Origin of the sequence: Lysinibacillus antri, assembly GCF_003977595.1 — a bacterium.
Lineage (GTDB): Bacteria > Bacillota > Bacilli > Bacillales_A > Planococcaceae > Ureibacillus > Ureibacillus antri.
This window is the reverse complement of sequence record NZ_RYYR01000012.1, coordinates 1-13,133: the sequence shown is the minus strand read 5'-3', so window position 1 is coordinate 13,133 and position 13,133 is coordinate 1. Positions and strand designations below refer to the sequence as shown.

General features: G+C 33.3%; 9 protein-coding genes, 1 rRNA gene and 1 riboswitch. All 10 genes read left to right on the top strand.

The genetic code is table 11. The features are described from left to right. The first annotated feature begins 16 nt into the window (after window positions 1–16). A riboswitch (cyclic di-GMP riboswitch) is annotated at window positions 17–100 on the top strand. Between the two features lie 93 nt (window positions 101–193). Then, entirely contained in the window at window positions 194–961 is a 768-nt protein-coding gene (locus EK386_RS10465; protein WP_126659116.1) for a glycosyltransferase, read from the top strand. Between the two features lie 67 nt (window positions 962–1,028). Continuing rightward, entirely contained in the window at window positions 1,029–1,775 is a 747-nt protein-coding gene (locus EK386_RS10460; protein ID WP_126659115.1) for a class I SAM-dependent methyltransferase, read from the top strand. Between the two features lie 42 nt (window positions 1,776–1,817). Beyond that, window positions 1,818–6,134 (top strand): MFS transporter, encoded by a 4,317-nt coding sequence (locus EK386_RS10455; RefSeq protein ID WP_126659114.1) that lies wholly within the window; start codon window positions 1,818–1,820, stop codon window positions 6,132–6,134. A 45-nt stretch (window positions 6,135–6,179) separates the two neighbouring features. Then, entirely contained in the window at window positions 6,180–6,881 is a 702-nt protein-coding gene (locus tag EK386_RS10450) for a class I SAM-dependent methyltransferase (RefSeq protein ID WP_158674408.1), read from the top strand. Window positions 6,882–6,912: 31 nt separating this feature from the next. Further along, a complete protein-coding gene (locus EK386_RS10445) occupies window positions 6,913–8,142 on the top strand; it encodes an MATE family efflux transporter (protein WP_126659112.1) in 1,230 nt (409 codons plus the stop codon). Beyond that, on the top strand, window positions 8,139–9,275 hold the full coding sequence (locus EK386_RS10440) for a glycosyltransferase family 4 protein (protein WP_126659111.1): 1,137 nt from the start codon (window positions 8,139–8,141) through the stop codon (window positions 9,273–9,275). The genes EK386_RS10445 and EK386_RS10440 overlap by 4 nt, the downstream gene beginning before the upstream one ends. A gap of 16 nt (window positions 9,276–9,291) precedes the next feature. Further along, entirely contained in the window at window positions 9,292–10,197 is a 906-nt protein-coding gene (locus EK386_RS10435; RefSeq protein ID WP_126659110.1) for a glycosyltransferase family 2 protein, read from the top strand. Then, window positions 10,194–11,579 (top strand): sugar phosphate nucleotidyltransferase, encoded by a 1,386-nt coding sequence (locus EK386_RS10430; RefSeq protein ID WP_126659109.1) that lies wholly within the window; start codon window positions 10,194–10,196, stop codon window positions 11,577–11,579. Before EK386_RS10435 ends, EK386_RS10430 begins: the two co-directional genes overlap by 4 nt. A gap of 248 nt (window positions 11,580–11,827) precedes the next feature. Then, window positions 11,828–12,442 carry an NUDIX hydrolase gene (locus EK386_RS10425; RefSeq protein WP_126659108.1) on the top strand — a complete coding sequence of 205 codons (615 nt, stop codon included), beginning with the start codon at window positions 11,828–11,830 and terminating at the stop codon, window positions 12,440–12,442. Window positions 12,443–12,962: 520 nt separating this feature from the next. Beyond that, window positions 12,963–13,133 (top strand): 16S ribosomal RNA (locus EK386_RS10420); the annotation flags it as partial.

The following is a 13,133-nucleotide window of genomic DNA, read 5'->3' as shown; positions in this document are numbered from 1 at the left end:
GTAAAAACCTTTATAAAAAACTCGTGGAAGCGAAGAAGATAAGTCGATAATTGGGCACTTAGACTTATTGGAGCTAATAGTGCAACCGGCCACGCTTTTTAATATTTGACTTTGTCATTTATTAAGAAGCGTGTTTTTTTATACGAACATTCCAAATCGTTATACATAAATTTTCAGAATAAGGAGGCAAGCTATGGTGGAATTTAGCGTAGTTATTCCGTGTTGTAATGAGGAATGGGTCATTGAACATACAGTCGAACGCTTTCAGAAGCTATTTCAACATCAAAATTTTGAAATTATCTTAACAATAGAACAAAGCGAAACAGTAACGATCGAAGTCGCTAAACACCTGAAAAAAAAATACTACAATGTGCGATTACTTGAGAATAACGCAAAGCACGGTAAAGGTTACAGTGTACGAAGAGGCGTACTAAGTAGTCAAGGAGAGTATGTACTTGTAATGGATGCGGACATGCCAGTTCAAATTGAAAAGTACTTCCCAATTATGAACAAGCTTATAGAAGACCCAAGTGTGGCGGCCATTTATGTAACGGCCTTAGGAGATAAAACAAATGGTGCTAAGCGCGGAATTTTAAGAGCAGAAGCATCTTTCTGGTTGTTTGTTTTAAGAAGGCTCTTCTTAAAACATAATATTACAGATACACAACTTGGCTGCAAATTATATAGAGGAAAAATTGCAAGAACCTTCTACAAATATCTCGATGAAAAAGGCTTTTTATTCGAATTACACATCACAGATTTAATACTAAATGCTGGTTACAACATTGAAGAATGTTCAGTGCGCATTGAAGAGTTTTCAGAAAAAAGCTCTGTACGTGTATCATCCATAGTTAAAAGTTTCGGGAAATTCTTGTTTTATATTTTAAGAGGAAGGAAGTTGTTATTAAAAAAGTCATTGTCGACAGGGCAGTTGTTTAATGGGGATATTGATTTCCATTAAAATTTTTGTGGCCAATGAAATAAAAGTAGAGTGACATAAGAAGAGATGTCAGATATGAGGTGATAATGTGGAGAGTGTAGACTTTTATGATGAATCACATAATAAGGCAGCTGATAGAAACTTCTTCCCTAGAGAAAACATAGCTTTAAAAGAAATTGAGGAAAATATAACAAAGAAAGTTAATGAATTAAATATATTAGATTTAGGGTGTGGCGAAGGTTTTATTCTGTCCTATTTGTCCGAACAATATAATCAAAAATTAAACCTTAATGGATTGGATTATTCTGAGCACCAGCTAGAATTTGCAAGAAAAAAAGTCCCTAATGCCTCTTTTAGCCAAGCTGATTTCAGCAAAGGGATACCATATGAAGACGAGTCTTTCGATTTAATCTATTCAGGTGAAGTGATTGAGCATTTATATGATCCTGATTTTTTTGTGGAGGAGATTAATAGAGTTTTAAAGAAAGATGGGATATTAGTAATAACCACACCAAATCTATGTAGTTGGATATCAAGGTTATTTTTTGCTTTAGGTATATATCCGATCTTCTATGAATCTTCAACAAAAAATGCGAGATATGGATTTAAGTTCTTAAAGAATATAAAACAACAAAGCATCCCAGTAGGTCACATTCGGTTAATGAATTTAGACGCTTTAGAATCATTACTAGTGGATCAAAAATTTTCCATTCAAAAAAAGCAAGGTTTTGCATTCCATGGCTTTACGGGGCTGATTGCAGCAGTTGATAAATTTCTGGCTAACATACCTTCTTTGTCATCAGGTTTCGTTATAACCGCAAAAAAGAATAGATAGTAACACTAATAGAGAGAGAGGTGTTCATTTATTTTCAGTAAGTTGGCAAAAACTGATAAAATGGCCCGCGGTGTTTGTATGCTTTTGCTAATAGGCATCGTATTATTTCTATCAAGAGAGATGATCTTCTCTAAAAAATATATTGTATTCAGTGATATAGATTTTGGTTATTTTGATTCAATTTATATTGAGAGAATTTTAGGGTTATTTAATGAAAATTTTTCATCCATGAACTTTTTCAACTTATCTAGATTAGTTTTTATATATCCTTTAGAGCTCATATCTAGCCTTTTAGATGGAACTGTACCGCAACTTCTTTTAAAGCTCGTTATCGCAACAGTTTTATTGATTTCTAGTGTAGGAGCTTATAAGTTAATCGAATATTTATTATTGGATCACTTTAAGAGTTTCCCAACAAGACTTCACTACGTAGGATTAATTATTCCAGCATTATTTTATACGTTAAATCCTTGGGTGATCATTCGAATTCAGCATATTTTCTTACTTGCAGGGTATGCAGCCTTTCCGTGGATTCTCCTGTATTTTTTAAGGTTATTTCCTATATACAAAGAAAGTGAAAGGCTTTCCACAAAATTGACATGGGATGATTATTCGTCTGCGATAAAAATTGGCTTTTTTGTATGTATTGGTTCAGCTGCTATACATTATTTCTTTTATTATGTCATTGCACTAGGACTCATTTTTTTAATACTTCTATATAAAAATTTTAGAATTATTTCTTCCTTTAATAATTTAGTGAGAATAACGATAAAAAAAGTTTTCCTCCTAATCGGTTGTATTACGATTTTTAATGCTTATTGGATACTAACATATATTACTTCTATGTTTATCACATCTGTAGAACCATCCAATGTAAATGTAGTGGACACATTACAAATGTTCTCTAGATTTAGTTCAGTTCCAAATGTGCTCTATCTCATCTCTTATTGGTGGCCAATGTTTGAGGTAAACCGTTATCTAAATTGGTCTTTTTGGGTCGGAGGAGGAGTATTTTTAGCTCTTATATTTTATATTATTTTTTTCAGATACGGATGGCATTTCTACATAAGACTTTTTACATGGCTAACAGTGATGATAACTATTCTCTCTTTAGGAGTTAATACAGCAATAATTAGTGATATAAACGTGTTTGTTGTTACGAAAGTACCGATTATTGGACATATTTTTAGAGACCCTAATAAGCTAATTGGTGTTATGGCATTATTTTACTCAATTCTAATTGGGTTTGGAGTTGATCGAACACTCTTTTCCCTGCGTTCACTTGGATTTCCTAAAGTTATACAATTATTTTTTATCTTAATATTAATGGTATCATTTCATTTTTATTTCAAACCATTTTCTGATGTTTTTATTAACCATTATTATGATTCCGTTGAAGTACCTAAGGAATATGAAGAAGTTCAGGAGAATTATATTGAAGGCGGTAAAATTTTATGGATCCCAACGCTGGAACATATGTTGTTATCCAATGGAATATCTAGTTTTGATTGGAATGATACAGAAAATAGTGAACTTATAAAAGCAAGCAGTGATTTCCATCTCTATTCTAGTAAAAAACCAACAATATTTCAGAATGAAAACAACCATGGGATGGTGCGATATACATCTACCTATCTTCAGCATCTTTTAGATAGGGGTACGGCACAACATTTAGGGGAATTTATATCTTGGATGGGTTTTAATGAGGTAGGCTTTCATCAAGATGTGTATGGACATGAAGAAAGGCAAGCGTTTAATAAAAATGTACTAGAACAACAACAAGATTTAGAAAAGCATTATGAAGATGATGTGTTTACTTTATATAAAACATTGGCAGATGATAGTAATGTACATGGTGTCAATAAATTAATCTATTCAACAAAGCAAATACCAAATATTTTTTCACTATTAGATTATAAAAAAGATTTGAATGTTTCAGCAACGGATACAGGATTATTTTGGGCGCAATTACAGAAGCAACAACCACCTTTAAATGAAAATACACTTCTAGTAGGAGATTCCTATTTAGATTTTATCATTCCATATATAGATGAAAAATATGCATACTATCCATTTGACTATATCAATACAGGGAATCCATATAAGGGATGGGGAAAAACTCGTGTTCAAGAAGCTGATTGGTTTTGGACCTTGAAGATGAATCAATTAAATAACAATTGGGATTATGATTATGGAAAAGGATTAATGTATACCTATGCTCCATATAAGTTAAATATTGAGCCTCACAAAGTATTATCTTATAAAGGGAAGCCTCTTATTACAATGGAAGATATTCTGAATGATTTTTTTGAACCAGAAAATGAAGATGTATTTAGGCTTACTCCTTTTTTAGAAAATAATCGTGAAAGTGCTGCACTAGAAGGAATAGTTCAGTCAAAAGATGCTAATGGGGAGTTATGGAACGTTGCTCGTTCAAAGCTAGTTGATTTAAAGGAGATGAATCTTTCGAAGTTTTTAAGAATTCGTGTGAAAATGTCTGGAGTTAATGCGGGTTCTGTCCATTTTAAGGTGCGTTTCTTTAATAAGGAATCTGAAGAAATTCAAGTGGGATTCGTTTCATCCAGTAATGTGCTTTCAGAATATAACCAGTCTGAATTTTTCAACGACTTTGTTATACCAGTCGAAGCCAGATTTTTTAGAATAGATATCTTATCAAATCAATATGATTCAAAACCAACATATCTTTGGATTCATGACTTTGAAATATCAAATTTATCAGATGCTGGTGTACAAAACAAATTTATTTTGCCACTTAGAGAAAAAGAAGAAAAGTCTTATCGTATTCTTGTTAGAATGTTTCATTCAAAAGTAGGTGGTACGACTACTTTTACAACTGGAAAATCTTCTATTCAAGTTAATACAAAAAATGGAAAAGATCGATTCGTTTGGACAGATCTGGGGGATATACCTTTTGGAAATGGAGAATTAGAAATTATCCCTAGTGATGGATTAACAAGTATTAATTCAATTGTAGCAATCCCTTCATCTAAGTTTGAGGAAATAAAACTAAATGCTGAGACCAAGTTGAAAGGCATACAAATAGATACGTCTTTGATAAGAACGGATTATACAGTGAGAGATGAAATTGATACAACAATTTTTAAAGAAAAATATACTACGCCAAGCAGTATTGAAGATAGCGTCATACCAATGGTAAATGGAAAAATGGTGAAGAATGTAGATATTTTATTTGACCAATCCTTTACTCCGTCAATCATAGGAAATGTTATGGAGAATCATTCTCTACATTATAAAATTTTAAGAAATGGTAAGACAATCTATGAAGACGGTAATCCGGGAAAAAAAGCGCTAGCACGAAATTTCCAAAATACTGTTGGTGAAGTAAATAATTCACCCAATCAATATTATTTGTCCATGAGCGAGATACAAGATACTAGTTGGTCGATGGAACGTTATGATTTTAGTCCTGTTTTTTTAGAAAAGGGAAGTTATCAAATTGAAATAACTGCAGTGTCTAATGTTTCGAATTCGATAGATAAAAATACAACCCATGTTTTAGAACTTGGAGAAATTATTGTCCCTAAAGAGTTGGTAGGTTCGGATGAACAAGCAATCCGCTTTGCAAATATGGGGTATGAAGAAGCGCAGATAAATCTGAATAAAGTAGAGGTAAATGGAGCAATCCAATTTGCAAATGAGCCAACTGAGAGTAAGCAGTGGATTATTTATACAACAGATCCAGTAGAGGTCAAAAAGGGAGAGCGCTATATATTTGAATTTAATCTTCACCATACGGGTGTTGAAGAGATGCATGGAAAGTTGCAATTACTTAACAATGAAAAGCAATTATATAAATCAACAGTATTAGAAGGATCATCTAACCAGATGTATGTAGTTATTAAAGTAGAACAGGACGGTTTTGTTCAACCAACGTTCTTATTTAAAGGGAAAAATGATGAAAGTGGTCTATTTAGATTAGATGAAGCAAGAATGTATCCGGTTGATTCTCTTGTAAAAATAGAAAGCTCGCATTTATTGCCTGAAAATCAGTTAGAAGATGTAGTTGGCAATGTTAAAGAAAGTAATGGTCATATCGTTTTGAAGGAAACTGAATATGCCATTCATAATGAAGCTTATCAGGGAGTATGGCGGTTATATGGGGATGATGTTAAAAATCCATACATCATTAATTTCTTCCACAATGGATTTTATATTGGAAAGGAATCCCTTACTGGTTCTATTAAAATAGTACGTGCTATGCAAATTCCTTATTTTATAGGCCTAGTATTGTTAGTGATTGCTTCAATTATCTTACTATTCTTTTTATGTATAGAAAATTCATTGTTTCAGAAGAGAGTTCGAATAAAAAGAGAGTAGTTGTGAATTAGATAGTTTAATAATGAAAAGAAAGGGGGGATTACTTTGAAAAACATTACCAATACCCGGCCAGATTTAGAACTACAAGGGCGCCTTCTATACACAGTTCAGTACGTCGATGATGAGGATATTAAGGGGAAGGATGTCCTCGATATTGGATGTGGCTACGGATGGTTTGAATTAAATGCCATAAAAAAAGGTGTAAACAAAATATCTGGCATTGAAATAACTGATCAAGACCTTAAGACAGCTAGAAAATATATAAAGGATGAAAGGGCAGAATTTCACGTGGGCAGTGGAATTCAAATCCCTTTTCCAAATGAGAGCTTTCACTCGGTAGTTTCATGGGAAGTAATCGAACATATTCCAAAAGATACAGAGGAGAAAATGTTTTTTGAAGTTAGCCGAGTGTTAAAGGATAACGGTGTATTTTATTTATCAACCCCTTTTCGAAGCTTTTTCTCAACTATTTTAGACCCTGCATGGTGGTTAATAGGGCACAGACATTACTCTAAAAGTAAATTGGAGAGTATTAGTAGTAAGTTTGATTTTAAAATAGAGAAAATTGAGGTAAAAGGTTCTTGGTGGGAGATTGCATATCTTTGGAACTTCTATATTTCAAAATGGTTATTCAGAAGAAACCCATTTTTTAATGACTATTTGAATCATAAGAGGAGTCAGGAATATCAAAAGAAAAATGGAAACTTTATTATTTTTATTAAGATGAGAAAAGGTCCTTTTAAATAAAGAAAACCTGTAAAAGAGAGGTATAAAGCGAGTGCAACAGTCAAAAGGAGGAATAAATTTTCTGAAGAAGCAACGTTCTATTTATATGATTGTCGATATTTTTTTAAATGGAATTACTTTTTCATTATTTTTTTATATGAGTTGGATGTTTCCTCAAGAAGCATATGGGAAATTAAATGCACTCTTGTCCTTTTTAGCACTCACATATGTTCTAGGTTTTTCCTATCAAATTTATGTAACAAAGGTTGTTAATAGCCGTGAAAGTAACTACAGGGATATTGTTAGTTCCGCTAAAAGAATAGTACTGGTTCTTACTATACCATTCTTGCTATTAAACCCATTCTTATCAAATGTTTTACAAACAACTCCTCTCGCTGTAGGGATCATAGGCCTTATTACTTGTATAGCTATTTTTTTAAGTTTAGAGAGAGGAATTATGCAGGGGCAAGAGCGTTTTATACATTTAGCGATTAGTTTGTGTATTGATATTGGAATTAAAATCCTAATCGTTGTCCCACTGTTATTATTCACATCGTCCATACCATTAGTTTTATTTTCAACATTACTTGGACATATAGGAGCTTTTATTTTTTGTAAAGTGATCAATAAACCACATTATGAGTTAGAAACAATCGATGAATTGAAGACACTTAGAGGAGTCTATTTATCGATTTGGTCAATAATTACAGCACAATTTTTCTTTTCTTTTTTTAATTCTATAGACATGGTTGTAGTTAATTGGTATTTGAATGAAATGGCTGGTATATATGCGGTTACTATAAAAATAGGGCAATTACATTTAATATTTGGAACGGCTCTTGTCTATCTTTGGTTTCCTAAAATGGTACGTTCAATAAATGATGGTACTAAAATAATAAAAACTACTTATAAATGGCTAGGAATTGTTTTGGCTTTTGGATGTACAATAGCACTATTTTATCAAGTATGGGTATCAAAATGGCTTTCACTATTTTTACCAGAAGATTATATAGAAATTCAAAATTATTTAGGTTTCTCAAGTCTGATCTATACCTTTTTATTAATCTCAGTAATTCTTACTAATCTATTAATTGCTTATGATAGCAAAGGTTATATAAAAATTTTTGCATGTGGCGCAATCGTTTATATATTTCTTACATTAATTTTTCACGATGGCCTATTACATATAATGTTCATCCAACTACTAACCTATCTTTTAATGGCAATTCTACTATTCTATCACTTTATTAAATTGGGACGAAAAGAGGCGAAACTGCAATGACGAGAAAGAAACGATTGTTGTTTTTATCATGGCGCGACATTCATCATCCTAAAAAAGGTGGAGCAGAATTATTTACTCATGAAATGCTGAAAAGAGCGGTACATGCGGGTTACGAGATTGTCCATTTCTCTCCAATGTTTGATGGGGCAAAAGAGGAAGAACGAATTGATGGGGTTTTATATAAACGAGAGGGATCACTTACTACGGTAATTCATTATGCAAGAAAGTACTATAGAGCAAATACTTTTGATTTTGTTGTAGATCAATGTAATACACATCGCTTTTTGACAAAATTTTGGGTTCCTTCTAACCAAAGAGTGTTTTTCATTCATCAGTTGACGCGTGAAATTTGGTTTTATAATTCGAAGTTTCCAGTGAATGTTATTGGATATTTATTGGAGCCATTATTATTGAAATTAAATAAAAATGATTTAACAATGACCGTTTCCAATTCAACAAGGGAGAACCTTCTTGACCTCGGCTTTCAACGACAAAAGGTGAAAGTATTGCCTGAAGGATTAGATTTTGAACCTTGGAGTAAAGAGATGTTTTATGAAAAGGAAGCATCGCCTACATTCGTCTATGTAGGAAGAATGGTTCCATATAAAGGAATAGATGATGCTTTAAAAGCGTTTATTGAAGTTAAAAAGAATTTACCAGATGCGAAACTTTGGATTATTGGAAAACCAGATATGCAATATGTTCAAACCGTATTAGGAGAAATCTCAAATCAAGCGCATTTAACTATTGGAAATGCGAATGAGAATAAAGACGTTACATTGTTTGGATTTGTAAATGAAGAAGAAAAATTACAATATATGAGTCGTGCTCATGCGTTATTGTTTCCTTCGTTAAGAGAAGGATGGGGATTGACTATTTCAGAGGCGGCAGTTGTTGGTACACCAAGTATTGTATATAACACTTATGGAGTAAAAGATGCTGTGGATAATGGAAAAGCTGGCTATTTAGTACCTAAAAAGGATATTAAAGCTCTTTCGCAAACGATGTTATCAATTATTCGTAATCCACACGAGTACGAGATAAAACGTCAACAGGCTTATGATTTCTCAAAGAGGTTACATTGGAATCATACAGGCAATGAATTTATTAATTTTATGAGAGAATTGTCATGAGAAAAGGGTGGTAATAATGAAAGATAAAGTCTGCATTACTTTATCAACCTATAATAATGAAACAATCATTTCTAAATGCCTTGAAAGTTGCTTAGAACAAGATTATCCAAACCTCGAAGTAGTCGTTGCCGATGACGGATCGACGGACGAAACACTAACTATTTTAAATCAGTTGGCACTGAAATATAAAAATTTATATATTATTAGTCTCCCACATCAAGAGCGCGGAATCGCAAGAAAAGAAGCCATTACAAAAGCAATGGAGCACAAGGCAGCTTATCTATACTTCATTGATTCTGACATGATCCTTCTAGAAGGTCTCATCTACTCTTGTGTTCAATATTTACAAGAGTATCCTGATGTCGGTGGATTGGTTATTCCTGAGATACCGCGAACAGAATATACAAATTTCTTTTCTAAAGTAAAAGTGTTTGAGCGGGAAACAGTCAACTTCGAAAGTGAAAAAGTTAGTGCGAATTCGATCGAAGCGGCTAGATTTTGGAGAATGGAGGCTTATGTAACTTCAGAAGGTTTGAATGAAAAACAAATTGCCTTTGAAGAAATACAACCTACGATAAGGTATTTGGAAAAGGGCGGAACTATAAGGAGAGCAATTTTCAGCGGAGTTTACCATGATGAAGGGCATGTTACGCTGAAGAACATTATTTCCAAAAAGGCGTATTATTTTAATCAGATGCCGAAAACCTTTCAATCGGAAGAACAGGGATTTAAAAAAGCATTAACTCGTTGGTACTTTTTTAGAATAGGACTGTACTCGATAGGGAATTTAAAACGTTATGTAAAGCATCCTTTATTGGCGTCCGGTATGTTCTTTATGTATATAGCCCTTACCGCTGTGGCTATACAATCGTTGTTAAAATCTAATCGGAAACCGCTTAAGATGGAGGAGGAAACGAAATGAAAATTATCCTACTATGTGGCGGTTCCGGGAAACGATTATGGCCTTTGTCAAACAGTGTACGGTCAAAACAATTTCTTAAAGTCTTAAAGGATCAAAATGGTGAGAGCGAGTCCATGATTCAAAGAATTTGGAAGCAATTAAAAGAGGTAGATTTAGCAAAAGATACAATCATTGTTTCCTCTGAAATCTATATAGAACAAATCTATCATCAATTAGAACAGGAGATTGAAGTAGTCATCGAACCTGAAAAAAGAGATACATTTCCAGCCATTGCCCTAGGGACTATGTATTTTCTAGAAAAAAAACAAGTTTCCGAAGACGACCTAATCTGCGTCATTCCAGTAGATCCGTATGTCGATATTGATTTCTTCCAAAAGTTAATTGAAATGGCTTCTCTGTTTAACAACTTCAACCCCAATGTATTTCTGATGGGAATTAAACCGATATCTCCTTCTCAACAGTATGGGTACATTATTCCAGAAAATCAAAGTGCTAGCATAAAAGAAGTCAAAACATTCCGTGAAAAGCCGACAGAACAATTAGCAAAAACCTATATTGCACAAGGTGGTTTATGGAATAGCGGCACATTCATGTTCCGGGCAAAGCATATGCAAAACTTTTTATCAAAACATCAATTACCGAACCGTTATGTGGAAATAGTGGAGTGTTACAATCTCCTACCAAATAAGAGCTATGATTATGTTGTTCTTGAACAGGAAAACAAGATCTATTGTAGTGAGTTTAGTGGTCTTTGGCAGGACTTAGGAACATGGGAAGTGCTTTCTGAACATTTCGATGCTAACGTTTTCGGAAATGCAAGTCTTTCTACTAGTTGCTGTAATACACATGTGATGAATGAATTGGATATTCCCATACATGTAATAGGCATCAATGATAGTATTGTTGTGGCAAGTCCAGATGGCATTTTAATAAGTGATAAAAAACAAAGTAATGAAGTGAAAAATTCCGTTCTTCAAATGCATCGGCCCATGGTGGAAGAAAGACGATGGGGTTGGTACAAAGTATTAGACTATACGAAAATAGCAAACGAGGAAGAGGTTTTAACGAAAAGAATCTGTATTTTCAAAGAGAAGAACTTAAGCTATCAATATCACCATCATCGTTCAGAAGTATGGACGATTTTAAAAGGCACAGGTTTGTTTATTCTTAATAATGAAATGATAACAGTGGGTCCAGGGGATGTGTTGAAAATTCCACCAGGAGACTATCATGCCATTAAAGCAATTGAAGAACTCGAAATAATCGAAGTTCAACAAGGTAACTACCTAATAGAGGAAGATATCATACGACTTTATACAGATTGGGAAGCGATTGAAGCTAATTATGAAAAGGTAAATGATTTTAATTACTCGGTCACATAATCTATTGGATAAAGAGGTAGGTACACATTAAAGGCTAATCAATAAGTTCATGGTCTACCTGTTGAGTTTTTACATTATAACTATTTGCTTCTATAATAATTGATGAAATTGAATCTACATAAAAAAACTGTTCTATGTTATATTCCAGTATCTCTATAAAGGATACTGTTTTTTTGTATTTATTGAATGCTAGAATGGTAACATAGTATATAAAAGTATAAATCATATAAGTAAGTGGAGGAGATTTTATGATTATAGATCAATTAAAAAGTAAATTAAATCAAAATCAGCCTCTATTTATAGGAGAGGATACGGCTTTTCGTTCGGCAGTCTTAATTCCTTTAGTTCAAGTGAATGGAGAGTGGCATATTCTTTTCGAAGTGCGGTCTTTGAAGATGAGAAAGCAACCAGGGGACATTAGTTTTCCGGGTGGTAAAATTGACCAGACAGATAAGACTCCATTAGATGCAGCTTTGAGAGAGACTCATGAAGAATTAGGAGTTGACCCTTCTACAATTAAAGTGATTGGAGAATTAAGTCCATTTGTTGTTTCTCCCTCGTTTGTCGTATATCCTTTTGTAGCAACGCTGGACTTTCCACAACTTCATTCCTATAACAAACATGAGGTGGAGTATATTTTCACTGTCCCTATTAACTACTTAATAAATTATGAACCTTATCTCCACGAAGTATCGATTGAAGCAAAACCCTCACCAGATTTTCCATTCCATAAAATTATGAATGGTGATAAGTATCAATGGAGAATGCGAACAATGGAAGAATGGTTCTATGATTATGATAAGTATACGATTTGGGGTTTAACAGCAAGAATTTTGAAATACTTTATTGAACGTTTAAAATAGAGCATGATAAAACTAATAACTTTTAGGTAGTTATTCAAATTAGTCGTACTAGGATAACTACCTTAATTAGATTGAAGTCCTGATTAACGATTTTCAATGAATGTAGCTACCTTCACTATAGTAGATTAGCTTGTCTAACGATAAATAAAAGCATGAATGAAACTTTTGATAATTTTATGTTGACGGATAAGGTAGTTATTGTTATTATTAAGAAGTTGTCGCACGGTAGTTAATACATTTCTTCTTAAAATAATGTATAAATGTATTGAAATGCCGGGTGATATTTGCTACAATGATTTTCCTGTCACTTCGACAGATTGAAATCTTTTGTAGAATTAATTGTTGACAAATACAACTTAAATTGATAAGATATAAAAGTTGTCGCTTGAATGAGCGGAAATGAACTTTGAAAACTGAACAACAAAACGTTAATGAAATAAAGTTTCTCATTAAGTTGAGAAACGAAATTTGGACATCATAATTGATGCCAGCAAAGAATTTGAGCTTTATCAAGTTCTCTTTTATGGAGAGTTTGATCCTGGCTCAGGACGAACGCTGGCGGCGTGCCTAATACATGCAAGTCGAGCGGACCTTAAGGAGCTTGCTCCTAAAGGTTAGCGGCGGACGGGTGAGTAACACGTGGGCAACCTGCCCTATAGTTGGGGATAACTCCGGGAAACCGGAGCTAATA